This window comes from Pelagerythrobacter sp., from assembly GCF_041912895.1.
Classification (GTDB): domain Bacteria; phylum Pseudomonadota; class Alphaproteobacteria; order Sphingomonadales; family Sphingomonadaceae; genus Pelagerythrobacter.
Genome location: NZ_JAYSGI010000002.1, coordinates 414,549 through 435,497, shown reverse-complemented (window position 1 = coordinate 435,497; position 20,949 = coordinate 414,549). Strand labels below are relative to the sequence as shown.

21 protein-coding genes are annotated in these 20,949 nt (G+C 65.5%); 9 read left to right on the top strand and 12 right to left on the bottom strand.

Annotated features, from left to right (window positions below; translation table 11 throughout):
- Positions 1 to 25: 25 nt before the first annotated feature.
- Positions 26 to 856 carry a phosphoheptose isomerase gene (locus ACE3QC_RS09195; protein WP_374407479.1) on the bottom strand — a complete coding sequence of 277 codons (831 nt, stop codon included), beginning with the start codon at positions 854 to 856 and terminating at the stop codon, positions 26 to 28.
- Between the two features lie 206 nt (positions 857 to 1,062).
- Here ACE3QC_RS09195 and ACE3QC_RS09190 point away from each other — a divergent pair, with 206 nt between their 5' ends.
- A complete protein-coding gene (locus ACE3QC_RS09190) occupies positions 1,063 to 2,412 on the top strand; it encodes a sugar porter family MFS transporter (protein ID WP_374407477.1) in 1,350 nt (449 codons plus the stop codon).
- A gap of 10 nt (positions 2,413 to 2,422) precedes the next feature.
- Here ACE3QC_RS09190 and ACE3QC_RS09185 read toward each other — a convergent pair whose 3' ends face one another.
- From ACE3QC_RS09185 to ACE3QC_RS09140, 10 genes are all read right to left on the bottom strand, one after another.
- Positions 2,423 to 3,661, bottom strand: a complete 1,239-nt coding sequence (locus ACE3QC_RS09185; RefSeq protein WP_374407475.1) for an ROK family protein — start codon at positions 3,659 to 3,661, stop codon at positions 2,423 to 2,425.
- A gap of 136 nt (positions 3,662 to 3,797) precedes the next feature.
- A complete protein-coding gene (locus ACE3QC_RS09180) occupies positions 3,798 to 5,039 on the bottom strand; it encodes an FG-GAP repeat domain-containing protein (protein WP_374407473.1) in 1,242 nt (413 codons plus the stop codon).
- 12 nt (positions 5,040 to 5,051) lie between these two features.
- Positions 5,052 to 6,734, bottom strand: coding sequence for a GMC oxidoreductase (locus tag ACE3QC_RS09175; RefSeq protein ID WP_374407471.1), 1,683 nt, complete (start codon positions 6,732 to 6,734; stop codon positions 5,052 to 5,054).
- Between the two features lie 23 nt (positions 6,735 to 6,757).
- The gene (locus ACE3QC_RS09170; RefSeq protein WP_374407469.1) at positions 6,758 to 7,600 is read right to left on the bottom strand and encodes a sugar phosphate isomerase/epimerase family protein; all 843 of its coding nucleotides are present in this window, start codon (positions 7,598 to 7,600) and stop codon (positions 6,758 to 6,760) included.
- Complete coding sequence (locus ACE3QC_RS09165) at positions 7,597 to 8,154, bottom strand: gluconate 2-dehydrogenase subunit 3 family protein (protein WP_374407467.1); 558 nt, start codon at positions 8,152 to 8,154, stop codon at positions 7,597 to 7,599. Before ACE3QC_RS09165 ends, ACE3QC_RS09170 begins: the two co-directional genes overlap by 4 nt.
- Complete coding sequence (locus ACE3QC_RS09160) at positions 8,151 to 8,978, bottom strand: DUF1080 domain-containing protein (RefSeq protein WP_374407465.1); 828 nt, start codon at positions 8,976 to 8,978, stop codon at positions 8,151 to 8,153. The genes ACE3QC_RS09165 and ACE3QC_RS09160 overlap by 4 nt, the downstream gene beginning before the upstream one ends.
- Positions 8,979 to 8,989: 11 nt before the next feature.
- A complete protein-coding gene (locus tag ACE3QC_RS09155; protein WP_374407463.1) occupies positions 8,990 to 9,904 on the bottom strand; it encodes a hydroxypyruvate isomerase family protein in 915 nt (304 codons plus the stop codon).
- Positions 9,901 to 11,202 (bottom strand): sugar MFS transporter, encoded by a 1,302-nt coding sequence (locus ACE3QC_RS09150; protein ID WP_374407461.1) that lies wholly within the window; start codon positions 11,200 to 11,202, stop codon positions 9,901 to 9,903. Before ACE3QC_RS09150 ends, ACE3QC_RS09155 begins: the two co-directional genes overlap by 4 nt.
- A gap of 37 nt (positions 11,203 to 11,239) precedes the next feature.
- Entirely contained in the window at positions 11,240 to 12,250 is a 1,011-nt protein-coding gene (locus tag ACE3QC_RS09145) for a sugar phosphate isomerase/epimerase family protein (RefSeq protein ID WP_374408042.1), read from the bottom strand.
- 29 nt (positions 12,251 to 12,279) lie between these two features.
- A complete protein-coding gene (locus ACE3QC_RS09140; RefSeq protein ID WP_374407459.1) occupies positions 12,280 to 12,675 on the bottom strand; it encodes a cytochrome c family protein in 396 nt (131 codons plus the stop codon).
- A gap of 95 nt (positions 12,676 to 12,770) precedes the next feature.
- Here ACE3QC_RS09140 and ACE3QC_RS09135 point away from each other — a divergent pair, with 95 nt between their 5' ends.
- The 8 genes from ACE3QC_RS09135 (at position 12,771) to ACE3QC_RS09100 (ending at position 20,335) form a co-directional block, all read left to right on the top strand.
- A complete protein-coding gene (locus ACE3QC_RS09135; protein WP_374407457.1) occupies positions 12,771 to 13,904 on the top strand; it encodes a Gfo/Idh/MocA family protein in 1,134 nt (377 codons plus the stop codon).
- A gap of 190 nt (positions 13,905 to 14,094) precedes the next feature.
- Positions 14,095 to 15,234, top strand: a complete 1,140-nt coding sequence (locus tag ACE3QC_RS09130; RefSeq protein ID WP_374407455.1) for a tyrosine-type recombinase/integrase — start codon at positions 14,095 to 14,097, stop codon at positions 15,232 to 15,234.
- Positions 15,231 to 16,499 carry a hypothetical protein gene (locus ACE3QC_RS09125; protein ID WP_374407453.1) on the top strand — a complete coding sequence of 423 codons (1,269 nt, stop codon included), beginning with the start codon at positions 15,231 to 15,233 and terminating at the stop codon, positions 16,497 to 16,499. The genes ACE3QC_RS09130 and ACE3QC_RS09125 overlap by 4 nt, the downstream gene beginning before the upstream one ends.
- 271 nt (positions 16,500 to 16,770) lie before the next feature.
- A complete protein-coding gene (locus tag ACE3QC_RS09120; RefSeq protein ID WP_374407451.1) occupies positions 16,771 to 17,154 on the top strand; it encodes a hypothetical protein in 384 nt (127 codons plus the stop codon).
- Positions 17,151 to 17,414 (top strand): hypothetical protein, encoded by a 264-nt coding sequence (locus tag ACE3QC_RS09115; protein ID WP_374407449.1) that lies wholly within the window; start codon positions 17,151 to 17,153, stop codon positions 17,412 to 17,414. Before ACE3QC_RS09120 ends, ACE3QC_RS09115 begins: the two co-directional genes overlap by 4 nt.
- Positions 17,411 to 18,352 carry a CHC2 zinc finger domain-containing protein gene (locus ACE3QC_RS09110; RefSeq protein WP_374407447.1) on the top strand — a complete coding sequence of 314 codons (942 nt, stop codon included), beginning with the start codon at positions 17,411 to 17,413 and terminating at the stop codon, positions 18,350 to 18,352. Before ACE3QC_RS09115 ends, ACE3QC_RS09110 begins: the two co-directional genes overlap by 4 nt.
- Positions 18,349 to 19,866 carry a DUF3987 domain-containing protein gene (locus ACE3QC_RS09105; RefSeq protein ID WP_374407445.1) on the top strand — a complete coding sequence of 506 codons (1,518 nt, stop codon included), beginning with the start codon at positions 18,349 to 18,351 and terminating at the stop codon, positions 19,864 to 19,866. Before ACE3QC_RS09110 ends, ACE3QC_RS09105 begins: the two co-directional genes overlap by 4 nt.
- Positions 19,859 to 20,335, top strand: a complete 477-nt coding sequence (locus ACE3QC_RS09100; RefSeq protein WP_374407443.1) for a hypothetical protein — start codon at positions 19,859 to 19,861, stop codon at positions 20,333 to 20,335. The genes ACE3QC_RS09105 and ACE3QC_RS09100 overlap by 8 nt, the downstream gene beginning before the upstream one ends.
- Positions 20,336 to 20,410: 75 nt before the next feature.
- Here the strand turns inward: ACE3QC_RS09100 and ACE3QC_RS09095 are convergent, their stop codons facing one another.
- Positions 20,411 to 20,899 carry a hypothetical protein gene (locus ACE3QC_RS09095; protein ID WP_374407441.1) on the bottom strand — a complete coding sequence of 163 codons (489 nt, stop codon included), beginning with the start codon at positions 20,897 to 20,899 and terminating at the stop codon, positions 20,411 to 20,413.
- Positions 20,900 to 20,949 lie beyond the last annotated feature (50 nt).

Genomic DNA, 20,949 nt, shown 5'->3' with positions numbered 1-20,949 from the left:
GTCTCTCCTCACGGTCGGTTCATGTTCAGTCGCGCAGCCGCCGGTCGCCCGGATAGGCGAGCAGGATATCGGCCCCGCCCCCGGCGGCGATGTGCGCCTCGCCCGAAAGCGCCAGACACTCGCCCGCGCGAAATTCGACGCCGTCGACCGAGCCGGCCCCGCTCACCGGCACCAGCCACGCCGTCATGCCCTTGGGCAGCGCCAGCGCCCGATCGCCCTCGCCGAACCGTTCGAGCACGAACTTCGGGCCTTCGACGAGGATCGTTCGGCCGTCCGCGACGAGCCCCGGCGAGGGATGGGGCGAATAGGGCCGCGCATCGGCCACCGCGACGCCATCATCGAGATGAAGTTTGCGCGGGCGGCCGTAGTCGTAGAGCCGATAGGTGGTCTCGGAATTCTGCTGGACCTCGATCAGCGTCAGCCCCGCACCGATCGCGTGGATCGTGTGCGAAGCCGAATAAAAGAAGTCGCCCGGCGCGACCGGCTTCCAGTCCAGCAACTCCTCGATGCTGCCGTTGCGCGCGGCTTCGCGAAGCGCCGCTTCGCCCACCGGCGCCTTGGTGCCTAGCGCGATCGTCGAATCGGGTGCAGCATCGAGGATCAGCCAGCACTCGTCCTTGCCGCGCGGCAACCCACGCGCCTGCGCCTGTTCGTCGTCGGGATGCACCTGGACCGACAGCTTCTCGCTCGTGAACAGGTATTTGATGAGCAGGTCCGGTTCGCTGTCGCCCGGCGACTGGAACCAGATCTCGCCGACCGGCCCCTCTTCAGGCGCCGGATCGGCGAACGCGCCCCACAGGTCGCGCCGCCCCCAGGGCTTTTCCACGCGATGGGGCGCAAGCAACCTTGCGGGCACGATCATCCTCCCTTTCCCGGCCCGGCATCCTGTGCCGGGCGCGCGCCGCCGTTGGACCGGCGGACATCCGATTTCGCGCACCGTGCCTCGCCCTTCCCGCTCTCGTCAAGATAATAACGGAAATTGATTTATTTTTTCGGCGCGACTTTTGTGACATGCTGCGATCGAGCGGCGCAAAGCCGGCGAAATACGCGAGGGAGGGATGCATGGCGAACGATGTCGTGGCGGGCGGCGGCGAGCCGGAATACGGGATGGCGACCGGCCCTCTCGTGGCGACGATCGGCACGGCGGCGCTGGCCGGCCTGCTGTTCGGTTTCGACACGGCGGTGATCGCCGGGGTCACGGCGGATCTCACCACGCTGTTCGCGCTTACGCCCGAAACTCTGGGACTCACCGTCTCGGCTGCGCTCTGGGGCACGCTCGCGGGGGCGATCTTCGCGGGGAAGCCGGGCGACGCGATCGGCAGCCGCAACAGCCTGCGCGTGCTCGCCGCTTTCTATCTGATCGCCGGCCTCGGCTGCGCGTTCGCCACGAACTGGCCGATGTTCCTGTTCTTCCGCTTCCTGTGCGGGCTCGCGATCGGCGGCTCGTCGGTTCTCGCACCGGTCTATATCGCCGAGATAGCATCGCCGCGGCGGCGCGGAATGCTGGTCGGGCTGTTCCAGCTGATGATCGTGCTCGGTATCCTGATCGCCTATCTCAGCAACGCAACCATCGCCGGCCTGACGAGCGGCGACGCCGAATGGCGGTGGAAGCTGGGCGTCAGCGCCATTCCCGCGGCAGTGTTCACGATGCTGCTGTTCACGATACCCAACAGTCCGCGCTGGCTGGTTTCGAAGGGGCGCCATGCCGAGGCGGGCGACGCCCTGGCCCGCATGGGCGCGCCGTCGTCGGACCTCGCGCGGCTCGAACGGGCGATGGTGGACGACGCCCCGGGCGAGCGCCTGTCATGGCACCGCCATCGCCGCCCGATCGTGCTCGCCATCCTCGTCGCGGTGTTCAACCAGCTCGCCGGGATCAACGCGGTCCTCTACTACCTCAACGACATCGTGTCGCGCGCCGGATCGGTCTCGCCCGATAGGCAGGCGATCCTGATCGGCATCGCCAACCTCATCTTCACGCTCGTCGGCATGGCGCTGATCGACCGGGTCGGGCGCAAAACGCTGCTGCTGATCGGCGCGGCGGGGACGGCGCTTTGCCTCGCGGCCGCCGCGGCGGTGATGTTCGGCGCCGCCCCTGTCGGGGTCATGCTGCCCGCGCTGGCGGGTTTCATCGCGTTCTTCGCGATCAGCCAAGGCGCGGTCATCTGGGTCTATATCTCGGAGATTTTCCCGACGCCGGTGCGCGCGAGGGGCAGCGCACTGGGCGCGGGAACGCACTGGCTGATGAACGCGGTGATCGCCGGCGTCTTCCCGATGCTCGTCGCCGTGTCGCCCGGGGTTCCGTTCGCGATCTTCGCCGTCGCCATGGTCGTGCAGCTCATCGTCGTGGCGGTGATCTTCCCCGAAACGCGAGGGGTCGATCTCGACGAAATGCACCGGCGGATCGACGGCTGAACGTCGCCCGCTAGCGGCCCGCCTGCATCAGTATCGATTCAGAGGGCAGGACATGGTCGAGGAAAGGGATGATCGCCGCGCCGATGGCCGAGGCGTCGTCCGCCGCTTCGGCCTTGCGTACCGGGGCGACGGTCGGGAGGTTACGGCCCGACAGCCGCGCATTGAGCCGTTCCACCAGCGCATCGATCAGACTGCCCGGCAACCGGCCACCGATCAGGATCGCCGCCGGATTTATCAGGCAATTCACTGCGATCAGCGGCTCGACCAGCACGTCCGCCGCATCGTCGAGCCACGCGAGCACGATGGCTTCGCGACCCGCCGCGCTTTCGAGAAGCGCCGACGGCCGATCGACCTCGTGCCCCGCCGCTTCCAGCCTGGCGTAAAGCGCCGATAGCGAAACGGTATCCTGCACGTTCGCGCCATCGCGCGCCGGATCGGGCATGGCCCAGATTTCGCCCGAGCGCGCATCCGCGCCGCGCACGTAGCTGCGGTCGATGACCAGCCCGCCGCCGAGCCCCGCGCTGATCATGAGGTAGAAGAAGCTCGAGCTCGCGATGTCGTTGCCGAGATGGACCTCGCCGAGCGCCGCCGACGCCGCGTCGTTGTCCGCATGAAGCGGCCAGGGCAGCGCTTCGCCCAGCAGTTCGCCGACGTCTATGCCATCCCAGGCATCGTATTCGCGAGGCCGATGCGGCAGGCAGATCCGCCCGAGATCGTCGGGCAGCGCCACGCCCACGCCAAGGATGCGGTCGCGATCCACGCCGCCCTGGTCGAGAAGCGCGGGCAAAGTCTCGCGCACGTGTTCGGCCACCGTTTCCGGCAATGCGAAAGCGACTTCCCACGTGTTGCGGCTGCGCACCGTGCCGGCGAGGTCGATCGTCACCAGCGTAATGTGATCGCGGTCGATGTTGAGGCCGATCGAAAACGCGCCGTCGGGGTTGATGACGATCCGCATCGCCGGCTGGCCCCGCTTGCCGTGCAGCCGCCCGGCGGGCCTGACCAGATCCATGTCGATCAGACGCTTGGTGATGTTGACGATCGTCGGGGGCGTCAGCCCCGTCACCCGCGCCAGTTCGCTCCGCGTCGTCTCCCCGGCGAGCCTGATCGCCTGGAGCACGATCCGCTGGTTGTAGTCGCCGGCGCGCTCGAGATTGGTGCCCGACAGGCTGAGCGTCAGCCGCGCGCCGCGCGCCTCCGCGCCGTTCTTCACCACGTTTCGCCGCGCGCGATCTGGCTGCCGGGTGGTCATCCGTCGATTCTCCGCACCGTCCGAATGCGAGACGACCGCAGGACGCCGAACGAACAGCAATTCATAGACACAAACGCTTTAATTATTCCATTTTGGGTAGGCCGGGACCCGCCCGCCTGTCAATGACGGCGCGGTGCTATTCGCCGTTCGCAGGCGCGCTTCCGAACAGCAGGCGCGCCTGCGTGCCCCAGCCGCCGACGAACAGATCGTCCACCCCGTCACCGTTCACGTCCGCCGTCGCCATGCTCCAGCTCCGGCCGATCGTGCTTCGGGGAACGGTGGTGGCGGTAACGTCGCTGAAACGACCTGCGCCATCGTTGGCATAGGCGCGAACCTGCAGGGGCTCGAACCCGGGGACCGCGATGGCGCCGACGATCAGATCGGGATGGCCGTCGCCGGTGAAATCCATCACCGCGCCGCCCCAGCTCGAGAAGCGGTTGGCGGGAAGGCGGCCCTGCGTCTCGTCGATGAACCGGCCGGTCTCGTCCTGCACCAGCAGCCGTGCCTGGGGGTCCTTGTCCCACTCCCCGGCATTGCTGGTCAGGTTGAGCAGCAGGATGTCGGGCCGTGCGTCGCCGTTGGCGTCGAAGACGTGCGCCTCGCGCGTTTCCAGCGGCGTGACCTGATCGAGCCGGTCAGAGGCTTCGGCGAACCTGCCTTCGCCGTCGTTGATCAGCAGCCGCGTCGGCGGCGCTTCGGTCGCCACGACCATGTCGAGATCGCCGTCGCCGTCGAGATCGGCGAGCGCCACGTCCTGAGCCCTGTTGCCGATCGCGGGAAGGTGGGTCGCGGTGGCATCGGCGAACCGGCCCGGGCTGTCGGCGCGGTTGAGCCAGAGGAAGTTCCGTCCGTCTTCGCCGTCGCCCGAATTGCCGACGACGATATCGGGCAAGCCGTCGCCGTTCACGTCGCCCACCGCCAGGCCGTTGCCTTCGCTCATCGCCGGGAGGCGGTCGCTGGCGTCGGTGAAGCTACCGTCGCCGCGGCCGAGGAAAAGCTGGTGCGTCCGGTCATCCTCCGCGACGAACACCACATCCACGTGTCCGTCGCCGTCGAAGTCGGCCGCGCGCACGTGCTCGGTGTCGTGGGGGACTTTCCCGAACGCCCCTTCGCGCCACGCGAAGCGTCCCTCGCCATCGTTGACGTAGAGCCGGTTGACGTCGCCCTCCACCGCCAGCGCGGCATCGAGATCGCCGTCGCCGTCGAAATCGGCGAGCGCGATATCGAGCGCGTGCAGTTCCGCCGCCTGCGGCAGATGGGTCGCGGTCATATCGCGCAACGCGGTCGGCGGGCGCTCTTCTGCCGGCTGCGCATGGCACGCCCCCGCCGCGATCAGCGGGATCGACCAGACAAGGCGGCGAATGACACGCATATCCATCAGGCGCGCGCCCTAGATCACGCCGGCTTCGAGCTGTTTGACGGCATGATCGGTCGCGCGCGCGGTCAGCGCCATGAAGGTGATCGACGGGTTGACGCACGAGACCGAGGCCATCTGCGAACCGTCGGTGACGAACAGGTTGGCCGCGTCGTGCGCCTGGCTCCACTTGTTGAGCACCGACTGGCGCGGGTCGGCGCCCATGCGCGCGCCGCCCATCTCGTGGATCGCATCGCCCGGCACGTGTTCGCCGCGGGAACTGCTCACGTTCGACAGCCCCGCGCGGCGCAGCATCGCCTCGCCTTCGCTGCGCGCATCGTCCATCATGCGGATCTCGTTGTCGCGGAAGGTGACGTCGAACCGCAGCAGCGGAATGCCGAAGCGGTCGACTTCGGTCTCGCTCAGCGAAACGCGATTGTCCTCGTAGGGCAGGCATTCGCCGAACGCCATCATGCCGAACCGCCACGGCGCGTACTTGCGCATGCCGTGCTTCATCGCGGCGCCGAAGCCCTCGGGGCTGGCGGGGGACCGATAGGCGCTGCCCTGATAGCCGTAGCCGCGCTTGAAGCCGATGCCTTCCTCGCCCCCGACGTTTCGGAAGCGCGGGATATAGACCCCGCCGGGGCGGCGGCCGTATTCGATGTAGTCGGTCATCCCCGCGATATCGCCCGAGATGCTGACGCGGAAGATATGGTCCATGACGTAGCGGCCGAGCGTACCGCTGGCGTCGAAATGGCTCCTACCCGTGCCCGCGATGCGCGAGTTCATCAGGATCTGCGTCGAAGCCATCGCCGAAGCGCAGAGGAACACCAGCCGCGCGGGTATCACTTCGGCCTGGTTGGTCTGCGTGTCGATAATGCGCACGCCGGTCACCCGCTTGGTCTGCGGATCGTATTCGAGATTGCTCACCACCGCGTCGGAGCGCAGCGTCAGCCGCCCGGTCGCACGCGCCGCGGGCAACGTGACCGACTGGGTCGAGAAATACGACCCGAACGAGCAGCCACGCCCGCATTGCGAGCGGAACTGGCACTTCGAACGGCCCTGCTCGGGCTTGTCCTCGGTGATGTTCGACATGCGGCTGTTGATCAGCTTGCGGCCCGGCGAAGTCGCCTCGAGCCGTTCCTTCAGCCATTCCTCGGCCACGTTCATCGGGATCGGCGGCATGAATTCGCTGTCGGGCAGTTGCGGCAGGTTCTCGCGCCCGCCCGACACGCCGATGTAGTTCTCGACGTAGCTGTACCACGGTGCGATGTCGTCGTAGCCGATCGGCCACGCCCCGCCGACGTTCTCGCGCGCGTTCGCCGCGAAGTCCTCGGGGCTCCAGCGGAACGACCAGCGCCCCCAGATCAGCGACTTGCCGCCGACCGCGCCGGGGCGGATCCAGTAGAACTTCTCGCCTTCGTCGTAGGCGTAGGGGTTCAGCCGGTCGTTGTTGTAATACTTCTGGCTGCTCGGCGAGACGTAGCCGTGGGTGGCGATGAAGTAGTCGCTTTCGACCAGCGGTTTGGGCATCCGGTCGCGCGCGGGGATTTCGTGCGGCGGCGCACCGTCGTAGGTATAATCGGCGCCATGCTCGACCATCGTGCCGCGATCGAGCATCAGCACGCGCAGCCCCTTCTCGGTCAGTTCCTTCGCCGCCCAGCCGCCGCTGACGCCCGAGCCGATGACGATCGCGTCGAATTGGTCCGTCGCTGCCATGGTTTCGCTTCCTCGTTGTCGGTTCAGGCGCTCAGGCGGCTGAGGGCCGCGAAGCTGGTGGTGATGTCGGGCAGGTAGGGCGGCGGCGACTGATCGTTCTCGACGTAGAGATGCCGCACCTCGGCGGTGTCGTTGAGGGTGAAGATGTCGGCGAAGTCGATCGTGCCTTCGCCCACGCTGGTCATGTCGCCATCGGCAGTCATGTCCTTGACGTGATAGGCGTAGATCTGCCCCGGCAGGCGGCGGATCAGCGCCTTGGGATCCTCCCCCGCCTTGACCGCCCAGAACAGGTCGAGCTCGATCCCCACCAACGCCGGATCGCGCTCGGCGATCAGCATGTCGAACAGGCTTTGCTCGCCGTCCTTCACGGTGAATTCGAAGTCGTGGTTGTGATAGGCGAAGCCGAGCCCGGCGTTCTTCAGCTTCTCGGCCAGCCGGTTGAAATCGGCCACCGCCGCGCGCCAGGCGGCGGGTTCGCGGTATTCCTCCGCCATCCACGGCACTACGATCGTATCGGCGCCGAGCGTGCGCGCCATCGCCACCGTGGCGTCGAACTCGTCCGTGAGCGCTTCGTAACCCGCATGGATCGAGGGCGCGGTCAGGCCGAGCCGGTCCATCGTCTTGCGCAGCGCGGCATGGTCCATCGCATCGTAACCGCCCCCGCCGTATTCGACCTCGCGGTAGCCGATCGCCGCGACCTGCTCGAGCGTGCCGTGGGGGTCGGGCGCGAACAGCTCGCGCAGCGTGTAGAGCTGGATGCCGATCTTGCGCCCGGTGCCCGCAACCGTGGCGGCGAGCGGCCCGGCGGCGAGCGCCGCCGCCAACGCCGCGGTCCCGGCGAGCATGGTCCGTCGGTCGAGCATCATGACGAGAACACCTTCTGGTCTGCGGTATAGGGATAATGGCCGTCGTAATGGCCGGGGACGGGCAGGTATTCACGCTCCTGCATGATGCCGATCTCCGACGTGTAGTAGCCGGTGATGACGAGCTGGCGGAACCTGTCGAAGAAGTCCGCCCCGCCGGGCAGTGCATCGTCCATCGCCAGCGTCAGCAGCGCGTCCTGCCGTTCGGGCGTGACCTCGGCGGCGGTGACTCCGTAGTCCCTGCGGCTGCGCGCCTCGATCGCGTCGAGCCCGGCGAGGATCGGCGCCTTGTCTTCTGGCATGGCCCAGTCGGCGAGCAGTTTTTCGATGAACTGCGGGACTTCCGCCGCGATCGCGCCGGGGGTGTCGGTGGTCGGGATCACCCGCTCGCTGAGCGCGGAGACCAGCGCCCGCTGGGCATCGGTGAACACCGCGGCGCTCGGCGGCCCGGTGTCGATCGCCGGAATCTTGACCGACGCGGCGCGCGCGATCGGCGCGAACAGCGCGGCACCGAACATGGCCACGATGCCACCCAGGGCGTCTCTACGGTCGATCACCGGGCGTCTCCCCGCGCGTCGTGGCTGCGTGCCGCTTCCGGCAGGCGGCGCACCCAGATGTTGCGGAACGAGACCGGCGAATCGTGATCCTGCAGCTGGATCGGTGCGGCATCTTCGTGCGGTTCGTATTGCGCGAGCTGCCGCCAGACGGTCGCGCCGGTATAGGGCTGGCGGTTCTGCACCAGCACGCCGTTGAGCAGCACGGTGACGTAGGCGGGCCGTTCGACCGATCCGTCAGCCGCGAAGTGTGGGCGCTCGAATACGATATCGTAGCTCTGCCATTCGCCCGGCGCGCGCGAGGCGTTCACCAGCGGCGGAGTCGAGCCGTAGATCGCCCCGGCCGTGCCGTCGGCATAGGTCGGGTTGTCGTGGCCGTCGAGGATCTGGACCTCGTAGCGTTCCATGAACCACACGCCGCTGTTGCCGCGATCCTGCGAGCTTTTCTCGGGCGGGTTGGGCGAGCGGAATTCGAGGTGGAGCTGGACGTCGCCGAAGCTCTCCTTGCTTACCAGCGTGCTCGCGTCCTCGCCTTCCGCGCGCGCCGGAACCGTCATGGCTCCGCCTGCCAGCGTCCACGGCTGGCCGGTCGGGGTCCAGGCGTCCATCGAGCTGCCGTCGAACAGCACCACCGCGTCGGACGGCGGCGCGCCCGGTGTCGCGCCGGGGGTGACGGCTTCGGGATGCGGCCGATCGGCGTCGTGGACCTTCCACTGGCTGCCGGGCAGAGTCGGGGTATCGCGAAATCCGGGCTTGTCCTGCGCCATCGCGCCGCTCCCCGACAGGGCCGCGAGGGCGATCGCGGCGGTCGTTCCGATTGCTTTCACGTGTTGTCTCCTCATGCCGCGTCGATCGCGCGATAGGCGGCGACCAGCCGCTCCTCGCCCGTGCGACCGTCCACCGAATTGCCGTGTTCCATGCCGATCACCCCGGCGAAGTTCCGCGCCCGCAGCCAGCGGACGACGTTGCGATAGTTGATCTCGCCCGTGCCGGGTTCGTCGCGCCCTGGATTGTCGCCGAACTGGAGATAGGCGATCTCGTCCCAGCACGTGTCCATCGTGGCGATCAGGTTCCCGGCCTGGATCTGCTCGTGGTAGAGATCGGCCAGCACCTTCACCGCCGGGCTGTCGACGCCCTTCGCCACGGCGAAACCCTGCGGCACGGTCCGCAGGAACACCCCGGGGTGGTTCACCAGCGTGTTGAGCGGCTCCATGACCATGACGAGGCCGTGCGGCTCGACGATCTCCGCCGCGCGGCGCATCGTGTCGACGATCCGGCCGGTCTGGATTTCGAGCGGCAGCCGGCGGTCGAGGAAACCGGGGACGACCGTCATCCATTTCGCGTTCAGCCGCTTCGCGACCTCGATCGAGGCGCGGATATCGGCAAGGAACGCCGCGCGATCCGCGTCGTCGTCGCCGCCGAGCTGCGGGCGGAAATCGCCCCAGCGCGGCATGCTGGCGACGAACACGCCCATCGTCATCCCGCGCTGCCGGAGCGCGCGCGCCATCGCGGTCTGCTCGGCGATGCTGCGCCCCGCCGCCTCGTTGTCTTCCCACGCAATGAAGCCCTGGTCGGCAGCGTAGGCGATCTGCTCGAGCCGGTCGCCGCGGCTCGCGAAGGAGCCTTCGTGCGGCGCATAGCCGAGCGAGAACCGCGCCGCGTTGCCACCCGCCGCGCGCGCCGCCACGGGCGCAGCAGCGGCCGCCGCGGCGGCCGCGCCGCTTGCCAGCAGGGAGCGGCGCGAAAGGTTCATCCCGCCCTGCCCGCGAGTTGCGCGCGGGTCTTCCCCCGTTCGCGCAGCCAGACGAGACCGAACACGACCAGCAGGATCACCGGGAGGATCGCCAGCCGCTCGAACGAGAGCGAGGCCGCGAGATCCTCGACTGCGAGCCGCGCGTCGCCGGTCAGCGCGGCGAACGCCTCGGGACCGCCCGCGAAGTCGATCTTGGCCTGGTCGTACATCGCGCCGAGCTGGGGCAGGACGAAGAAGCTGGCGAGCGCGCCCGCCGATCCGACCAGACCCATCGCCCAGGCGCCGCCGCGCGGATAGCGCTCGCCGACCGAAGCGAGCATCGTCGGCCACATCACACAGACGCCGAGGCCCCAGACGGTCGAAGCGAGGATCGCGGCGACGGGCGACTGCGCCTGGCCGAGCATGAACAGCCCGATCGCGGCGAGCAGGCTGGAGATCCACAGCAGCGCGGGATTGGAAATCCAGTTCGCCAGCCGCCCCGCGAAATGGCGGAACACGAACATCAGCGCGTTGACGTAGACCAGCAGCAGGATGCCGCGCATCCCGACGCGGTTCGACAGCGCCACGTCGATCCACTGGCCCGGCGCGAGTTCGGACGCCGCGGTCAGGAACATCGCACCGAACCAGATGAAGAAGCTCGGGCGACGGAACACCTCGGCGATCATCTCGCCGAAGGTCACCCCGCTCTCCTTGCGCAGCGGCGGGGGGAAGGCGGTGGTCGCGCCGAGCAGCACGGTCGCCACGGCGGGGATCATCACCAGCGCCATGATGCCCTGCCACGGCAGCGTTTCGGAGAGGAAGAAGCCCGCCAGGCCGCCGACGATGATGCCGCCGGGGAACCAGGCGTGGAGCACGTTGAGCCGGTGGGTGGTGTCTTCAGGATAGAGCTGCGCGGTCAGCGGGTTGATCGCGGCTTCGGTCAGGCCCCAGCCGATCCCGCTCAGCAGCATGCCGGCCCAGACGATCGTGTAGATGCCCATGCCCTCGGCCACGCTGCCCGCGGTGACGATCAGCAGCGGCCCCGCGGCGAAGCACAGCCCCGCGCCGACGAGGCAGCGCTTCATCCCGATCTGGTCGAGCAGCGCGCTGGCGACGAATAGGGTGATCGCAAAGCTCAGGAACGCCGCGCCGAGCGCCGCGGCGATCAGTTCGCCCGCCTGCAGCGGTGCGATCGGATCGATCCATTCGGCCTTGAGCCCGCCGGCGATCGCGCCGCGTATCGCGAGGCCCGACGCGGCGGTGAACAGGGCAAGCACGCCGAGCCAGAACAACCGGCCCTTGTTGAAAGTCGTCGTCATCACCCGTCCAGTCCCCTCGGAATTATCGTTTTCGCCGTCAGGTCAGCCCCAGCAGCTTTCGGTTGAGCGCCGGATCGCTGCCGCCCGCGAAATCGTCGAACGCCTTGTCCGCCTTGCGGATCATGTACGCCGCGATGAACGGCGCGCCTTCGCGCGCGCCGTCCTCCGGGTGCTTGAGGCAGCATTCCCATTCGAGCACCGCCCAGCCGGCGTATCCGTATTGCGTCAGCTTCGAGAATATCCCGCCGAAGTCGACCTGCCCGTCGCCCAGCGAGCGGAACCGTCCCGGCCGGTCGACCCAGTCCTGGTAGCCGCCGTAGACGCCCGAGCGGCCGTTCGGATTAAGCTCCGCGTCCTTCACGTGGAACATGCAAATCCGCTCATGATAGAGGTCGATGAACTGGAGGTAGTCGAGCGCCTGCAGCACGAAATGGCTCGGGTCGTAGAGGATGTTCGCGCGCGAATGATCGCCCACTTCGGCGAGGAAGCGCTCGAAAGTCGCACCGTCGTGCAGGTCCTCGCCCGGATGGATTTCGTAGGCGAGATCGACCCCCGCCTCGTCGAAGGCGTCGAGGATCGGCCGCCAGCGCTTGCCGAGTTCGGCGAAGGCTTCCTCGACCAGCCCGGCGGGGCGTTGCGGCCACGGATAGAGATAGGGCCAGGCCAGCGCGCCGGAAAAGGTCGCGTGGGCATCGAGCCCCAGCCGGCGGCTCGCCTTCGCCGCGAGGTGGAGCTGCTCGACCGCCCAGGCCTGGCGCTCGGCGGGCTTGCCGCGCAGCGCCTCGGGCGCGAAGCCGTCGAACGCGACGTCGTAGGCCGGATGCACGGCAACGAGCTGGCCCTGCAAGTGGGTGGAAAGCTCGGTGATCTCGACCCCCGCCTCGCGGCAGATGCCGGCCAGTTCGTCGCAATAGTCCTGACTTTCGGCGGCGCGCTGCAGGTCGATGCAGCGGCTGTCCCACGTGGGCACCTGAACCCCGACATAGCCCGCCTCGGCCATCCAGCGTGCGGCGGACGGCAGCGTGTCGAACGGCGCGGCGTCGCCCATGAACTGGGCGAGGAAGACGGCCGGGCCCCTCACTTGGCGGTTTCCGCCTTGAGATAGGCGATGAGCTGCTTGCGCTTCACCGGATCGGCGACGCGCACCACCATGCGCGTGCCCGGGACCATCTTGGTCGGGTTCGCCAGATATTCGTCGAGCGTCTTTTCATCCCAGCGGATGCCCGACGCCTTCAGCGCGGGGGTATAGTTCCTGAACGCCGCGACACTGCCGGCCTTGCGGCCGAACATACCGTGGAGATTGGGGCCCATCGCGCTCCTGCCGCCAGAATCCAGCGTATGGCAGGCGCGGCAGGTGGCGAAGACTTGCGCCCCGGGGTCCTTGGCGGGATTGGCCTGCACCACGGGCGACGCGCCAAGCGCCAGCCCAATCAATCCTGCCGCGGCGGGTAGCGCGGCGACCAGAAATTTCATTATCCTCTCCCGTCTGGAAACAGCCGGTCGGACCATGTAACCGTTCCGCGGTGAATTATGCAAACAATTTTCATAAATAGGGAGTAGCCGAGGCGATGGGTGCGATTTCGAAGGTCCGCTACGGCATGGTCGGCGGCGGCGAGGGCGCCTTCATCGGCGAGGTCCATCGCATGGCCGCGGCGCTCGATGGCGAATTCGCGCTGGTGTGCGGGGCGTTCAGCAGTGATGCGGAGCGCAACCGGCGCAGCGCCGCGGCGATCGGCGTCGACCGCGCCTACCCGACACTCGAGGCCTTGCTGCAATCCGAAGCCGCGCTGCCCGCGGACGAGCGGATGGAAGCGCTCGCGATCGTCACGCCCAACCACCTCCACGGGCCGATGGCGATCGCCGCGCTCGAGGCGGGCTTCCACGTGTTCTGCGAAAAGCCGATGGCGCTCGATCTCGCCGAAGCGAAGGCGGTCGACGCGGCGGCGACGCGCAGCGGCAAGCGCTACGGGCTGGCGTTCACCTACAGCGGCTATCCGCTGGTCGAGGAAGCGCGGCTGCGCGTGGCGCGGGGCGATTTCGGCCGCATAAGGCTGGTGCAGGTCGAGTATTCGCAGGGCTGGCTGAGCCGCCCGATCGACAGCGAGGGCAACAAGCAGGCCGAATGGCGCACCGACCCCGCGCGCGCGGGGCTGGGCGGGTGCCTCGGCGACATCGGTACGCACGCGTTTCACCTGGCAGAACACGTCTCCGGGCTGGTGGTCGAATCGCTCTGTGGCGATCTCGCCACGCACGTTCCCGGCCGCCGCCTCGACGACGATGCCGCCGCGCTGCTGCGCTTCGCGGGCGGCGCGCGCGGCACGCTCACCGCCACGCAGGTCGCCGCGGGCGAGGAGAACGGGCTGCGGCTGCGCATTCACGGCGAGCACGGCGGGCTCGACTGGTCGCAGATGGAGCCGAACACGCTGACGCTGCGCTGGCTCGACCGCCCGGCCGAGATCGTCCGCGCCGGCGGCCCCGGCCTCGACCCCGCGACGACCGCGAAACTGCGCACGCCCGCTGGGCACCCCGAAGGCTATATCGAAGCCTTCGCCAACCTCTATCGCAGCTTCGGCCGTGCCGTGCGCGACGGCGCCGGCCCCGCATTCCCCACCGCCGCCGAAGGCCTGCGCACGATGGCCTTCATCGAAGCGATGATCGAAAACAGCGCCGGCTCGGCAAAATGGACCACGCTGCGCACCTGAACGACGCGATCTGCGGCAATCGGCAGGAAAATGGCGCACCCGACAGGACTATAACTAGTCATTCGCCACTTTTCGCTGGCCTCCGAATTGCCAAGGATTGGCGGAACAGACGTCCTATGTATGTTTCGCATTCGTTCGTTGGCTTTCGCCAGCAACCGCGCTATCGTGTGGGAACGAATGAGGGAGCAACGTGGCGAAACTGTCAGCGAAGTCGGTTCAGCATGCGAAGCCTGGTCGCCATGGCGATGGGGCCGGGCTCTATCTGCTCGTCAAACCATCTGGCGCCAAGTCTTGGCTGCTTCGCGTCCAGAAGGATGGAAAGCGCCGAGATATAGGGCTCGGATCGATCGCGGCGCTCTCGCTAGCGGAGGCGCGGGAGAAGGCAGCGGAGCTTCGAAAGCACGCCCTCAATGGTCGTGATCCGGTGGTTGAGCGGGATCGCGACCGTCGGCCCACACCGACATTCAAGGAAGCCACCGCGGAAACGCATGAAGCGCTAAAGTCCGGCTGGGTCGAGAAGAACGCGGCTGCCTTTCTCAAGTCGCTCGAGACATATGCCTATCCCAAAATCGGAGGATTGCGGGTCGACACGGTCGAGGCGTCGGACATCCTCTCGGTGTTGACGCCCATCTGGACCAGCAAGCCCGAGCTGGCCCGAAAAGTCCGCATGCGGATAGGCCAGGTCTTGAACTTCTCCCAGTCCAAAGGCTGGCGGTCAACCGAAGCGCCGAGCCGCGCAGTGACTGTCGGGCTTCCTCGCCAGCCGGCAGGAGGAAACTTCGCTGCGATGCCGTATTCGGAAGTTCCGGCATTCGTCAGCAAGCTGGAGGCCGGTGCGCCCACAAATGGGCGTCGAGCACTTCTTCTCCTGATATTCACTGCCGCTCGCCCCGGGGAAGTTCGTTTTGCCCGATGGGGACAGCTGGACCTTGCCAAACGCAACTGGAACCGGCCGCCTGAAATCATGAAGGAGCGGAGAGCTCATACGGTCACGCTAAACGCTCCAGCGGTCAGTCTGATCGAGCAGATCAAAGAGGCATCGGACGTGAAGCCTGAGGCGCTTGTATTTCCCAGCCGCCGTGGCGCTCCGCTCTCGAACATGACCATGAATAAGGTGCTTCGCGACGCTGGCCTGCCATGGGACGTGCACGGGTTTCGAAGTTCATTTTGTGACTGGGCCGCCGAGAGAATGCCAGAGATACCCGAACCCGTGGTGGAAGCAGCGCTGGCGCACGCCGTGCCGGACAAGGTCATCCGCGCCTATAAGCGGACGAAATTTGTAGAAATGCGCCGAAAGCTTCTCGATGCATGGGGGCGCCACCTAGTATGACACCTCGTTTTATCCCGGCCTCTTTGGAATCCATCAGCCCTTCGATCGGCCTCGAGGATGCGATTAATCAGCTTGCGCAAGGATTGAGGGGGAACCTCAGTCGACGCACAAACGAAAACGATGCGTTCGCAAACCCGAACGGTGAAGGTCGACAACTACGCGTCGGTGAACGTCTCTTATCGGCATCTGACACGGCAGCGATCAAGAGGAAGCTGGCTCCATACGGGCTCGCCGATCAGGCGATCCTGAACGGTCTGCGATTAGGCTCGCTCGAAGCTTACGTTCAACGGGCAGATAATCATACAATTTGGCGGATACCGCGCCCGTATTTCTTTCACGAAAAGCAGGATCGCCTCTCCAACCTATCGCTCCAGAAATGGGACCCTCAATCGGGAGAGCATCCTTCGATGTACGACCAACCCATTCTACTTTCTCAGCGACAATTTCACGAGTGGACTGATACGCACATCGAGACTGAGCGCATCAAGAGCGAGAAAAGGTCATCCGCTGACGCCCGCGAAGCGCAAGCGATTGTCGGAGATCAGGTGCGCCTTAAAGAATGGCTAGATAAGCCTTTCTGGCCCTGGTCACTCGCATTGGCCTACAGCCAGCCTCACGAGGCGCGGGCGCGTGCTGTGACAGCTGCAGTGATGGTCTTAGACGGCTACCCTCGAATCGGGGGGAGCATCGCAGAGCACATCGCTATCGCAGCAGTCAGTAGCGTTTACAGCGCGATCTTCGGTGAGTCCAGGAAGTTCGATTTCCAAAAACTCTCAGGCTTAGAGGAGCCCTTGCTGCGCGCAATCAACAATCGCGCCGTCTCGGCGTTAGGGCGTCGTAGCCTCGACACTCCTCCTGAAGTGATCGAATTGTCTGCTTGGTACGGCGCGGAGATTGATAGCGGGCGCACCAGCGATCTTACAAAAGCCGGCTATCGTGAGCAGTTCTGGGACTTTCTCGATGACACGAAACGGGTGACTTTTTTCTACGACGTATGCTTCCCGCGGGACGAAATGATTGTCGCGTTCGGCGAGACGGGCCTATCTGGTCCCGTGGATCCGGCACCGACCCCAGAGCGTTGGAGCCCGGAGAAGATGAAGGCTGAAATCGCCGCCTGCCCAATTGCAAATCGGGAAGAAGCTTGGCGCAAAGTGTTCAAGCCGCAGTTTGCTGAACATGGTTGGGGCAACCAAGCCTTTCGCGACTTCTGGTCTGAATGTCGCAATACCAAAGGCATGACCGGGAGGCCGGCGAAACGCGCGTAGAAATGCGCGTGTTGTGCGCGCAGCGCGTGTTTCCCTGCGCGTTTCGGTCCTGACAATTTCGCTGTCGCCCGCTGGCTTTCCAGCGAAATTGGAGGCGACAATGGAACCTATCACTACGACGATCGAAGGCGCCAAGAGGGCGACCGGACTAGGTACTACCACCATCTACGCGCTGATCAGCGACGGTAAGCTCGAAACTGTAAAGGTTGGCCGTCGAACGCTGGTTAAGACCAAGAGCATCCGCGCCATGCTTGGCGAGGTCGCGTGACCGGTGAAGCACATCAAGGATGGTGTTTCGGCCAACCGTAAAGGCCGAAGCCGCCCGATCCTGACCTTGGGGAAGGGATCGAACGGCTCCAATGTGAGTGCTCAGCTTGGCGGCGTAGAGCGCGATCAACTTAGCGAGAACGGTTCGGAACTGCAACGCTTCGAGGATGCCTTGTGGTCGGCGCGCAATCGATGGGACATCGGGCGCAGATGCCTTCCGACCGATGCAAGCGACTGGCTTAACGGTGGCGGCTTTGCTGGTCGCGGAAAGCTATCTCGCACTGACGCCGACGCAATGTGGACGCAGGCAATGGCTGCCTTCGCACGCAACGATAGCGAACGGAAACCCAACGCATTGGCCAAGGTCGGCCGGGACGGTGCGAAATGACCGCACACGATCCCGATCTCGCCCGTGCGCTTCAACCTTGGGACGGTAGCTGGTTCTATCCGGTGCCAGACACCGGAATGCGGTTTGTCTCCTTGGACCAACATACGGCCTTGCAAATCCTCCGAGGTCGCGAGGGTTTGAGCAATGCCGACGCGCGGCTTTTGCAGGCCATCGCGGTCCACGAGGGTGAATTGTCGCCAGGGCAGCGTTTCTGGCTCGACCGCCTCGCCCGCGCGCATGACCGGAGGCTGGGGCAATGAGCGCCGTTCATCGTGCCAGCCGGGCAAAGCGCACTCTCGATCTCGACCAAATCCGCGTCGATCATCCGCTCTCTGCAGTGGCGGCTGGTGTTGGCGTCAAATTAATCCGCGCCGGAAAGGAATGGAAGGCATGTTGCCCATTCCATAGCGATCGCACGCCGAGCTTTACGGTCTTCGACGACGGCAAACGCTACCAATGCTTCGGCTGCGGCGCGCATGGCGATGTTCTGGATTTCGTCGGGGCGATGCATGGCGTCGGGCTTGTCGAGGCAGCCGCCATGTTGACCGGTGGGAATGTCCCGAAAGTCGATGTGCCCCGCTTGCCACCTGCCAACGACGTAAGCGATCGGGTGGATGAAGCCCGAACGATCTGGCGCGCTGCTGATCCCGTCGATGGCACACCTGCGGAGGCCTATCTGCGGTGGCGAGGAATTCGGATCGATGCGCCGCTCAACCTGCGGTTTGCTCGCCTGCCGTATGGTCGCCGAGGTCGGGAATACCCCTGTCTCGTGGCCTGCGTATCTTCGCCAGGTGGACCGCTCCAAGGCATCCAGCGCACCTACCTTGCCGATGATGGGCGAGGAAAGGCCGATGTTCCGAAGCCCAAGCTGTCGCTCGGCCGTGTGTCGAGCGGTGCGATCCGCCTTGGCCCAGCCGCCGCCAAGATGGTGGTATGCGAGGGTCTCGAGGACGGGCTGACTCTGCAACAGGAACTCGGCGTTTCGGTGTGGGCCGCGGCCGGTGCCTCCATGCTGCCTTCGATGCGGTTCCCCGATCAAGTCCGAGTGGTCGCGGTCGGGGGAGATGGAGATCATGCGGGGCGGTTGGCGGCAGCAAAGGCGGCACAGGCATTTGCCGAGCGCGGGTTAGCGACCCGGACATTTTTTCCGGTCGCGCCGCACAAGGATTTCAACGACGAATTGAGGGGGCGCGCATGACTGCAGCGACCATGAAAGAGGCATTCGCAAGTGCCGAGCCAGTGAGCATCTGGCCGGCGCCCGATATGTCCGTTCTGACAGCGGGTAGGCGTCGCGCCGTCGCCATGCCTGGCGATATGTTCGGCGACCTGTGGCTGATGATTGAGGGGTTTGCCGAGGGCGCAGGTTCGGCGCCTGACTATCCTGCACTTAGCTTGCTGGCGTCGGCTGCCTCTTTGATCGGGGGAAAGCGCAAGGTCCAGCCTTATGCAAACATTCCGCAGTGGCGTGAGCCAGCGATCCTCTGGGTAGCTGGCGTTGGCGATCCCTCGTCCAACAAGTCGTCGGGGCTCGAGTGCGTGATGGAGGGACCATTCAAGCGCCTCGAGGAAGAGTATCGCGGGTTGCACGTGGACGCGCTGCAAGACTGGTCGGGCGATGTCGAGCGCGCCAAGGCGGAGCGCAGCCAGTGGCAAGAGGCAGTCAAGGCAGCGACCAAGGAGGGTATCGGCACTCCCCGCATGCCTGATGACGCTGTCGACCCCGACAAGCCCCAGCGGCGGCGCATGGTGGTGAAGGACGTGACGCCGGAAGCGATGGCTTCGATCCTCGCCGGCAACCCAGCCGGCACGCTTCACTATCGTGATGAACTCTCCGGCTGGCTGGCAAGCTTCGATCGCTACGCCCCTGGAGGGCGGCAGTTCTGGATCGAGGCGTTCGGCGGCCGACCGTTTGTCATCGACAGGAAAGGCCAGGACAATCCGATATCGATCGCGTTTTCCGGCGTGTCGGTATCTGGAGGCATTCAGCCCGACAAGATGGCTGATCTGATTGCGGGTGCTGACGACGGGCTGTTGTCCCGATTCCTGTTGGCATGGCCCGAACCGCGGCCGTTCCGCCGTCCCTCGCGATGCGGCGATGAGCGCAGGCTGGAGGCGATGTATCGTCGGCTGGATGGTCTCGCTTGGGCGCAAGGGGAGGATGGTAACAACACTGCTCGTGTTCTCACACTCGCTTCTGATGCCGCTGATGCGTTCGATGAGTGGGCACGCGACAACGATGCTGATCTCGATGACAGCGGATCCCTGTTCAAGAACTTCTGCGGAAAGATGAAGGGCGTGGTGCTTCGCCTTTCGTTGATCATCGAGCTCCTGCAATGGGCCGATCGAGGCGAGGGAGCCGAGCCCGCGACGATCAGTGCCCGAACGGTCATGCTCGCCGCCGATTTCGTCGAGGAATATGCCAAGCCGATGGCGCTGCGCACGTATGGCGATGCGGCTTTGCCGCAGGCCGAGCGCGATGCAGCCGTGCTGGCCAAGCATATTCTTCGCATGGGACAGAGGCAGTTCAACGCCCGAACCATGCGCCGCGCCGCCGGCTATCCCGGTCCGAAAAAGGCCGACGATCTGGAGGCAGCACTTTCGCAGCTGGTCGAAGCGGATTGGATCAGGCCCTCACCGGACCGTGAAGGAAATACGCCAGGCAGGAAGGCGGCAAACTTTACCGTCAACCCTGGGGTGTATTCCGATGGGTAAATGGGCTGAGCGCGCTCGCGAGATCGCGAACGAGGATGAGCGTGCCAATAGTGCCATTAGCGCCAAAAGCCCCTCTAACGGCACTATTGGCACAAACGGTACGGGCGCGCTCGTTCCCATGCCGCGAAATCCAGCCGTGGTCTTGCGGGAGTGGCACGCTCGACTGTCGGCCATCGACCAGTTCGCGCCGCCGCCGGGCTGGTCTCTCAACGACTGGCTCACGATCACGGACGATGCGTGTTGGCTCTACGAGAACCATGCCGGCTATGCGGTGCGGAACGGCTGGTCTGATGAAGGCCTGTTCGGGGTGCGCATCGGGATGGCCCACGCCGGCGGATTGGCGCAATTCCTCCGATCATCGCGTCAGTTGCTGTTCGACGGCGGTGTTGCCCATGTCGTGCAGTTCGGTGTTACATCGCGGCGGAACAGAACTTGCGGGAGGGGTCTACCCGTGTTGTGGGAGCTGTAGGTTCGCCACCGGGTCTGCATCTTCGGACGGGCCGCCTCAAATGCATGATACTCGCATTCGGAGAGCTAAGTCGGCCTACTCGCTGGCATTCTCGTGTATCAGCGCCTTCGCCTTCCTAACCGTGGGAGAGAAGGTCATACGCTTGAAAAAATCGCATGACGGATACCGCCGCATGGCGTTGGAGATTGACGCGATCGACTCATCATTGGCTCTCTTCTCACGAGTGACCCTCTCGTGATACTCATTCTCGCTGATCAAACCATTATCATACAGATCTTGATCACGGGCGAATCTGCGCTCCAGCAGCCCTACCAACGAGTCCATATTCTTCACCTTGATCCGAAAAAGGCCTGCTAGGATTTGAGCCTTCATTGCAGCGCCTTCTCGCCCCCTTTCCGTCTCCAGTGAGGCTTTATCCGCTGGCAGGGACACTTCGATCATGCACCGTGCGGGAACTCCGTCGGCGGCCCATGACTGACCAGCTTCGTAGCCCTTGACTAACCCGTCATCGGCTGCGGAACTCGACGCACCGGCGAGCAGAATGGCTGCAATGCCCAGTTTCATCTCCGGCTATCCTCCCAAGAAGAGGGCTGGCAGAAAAACCTTTGATAATT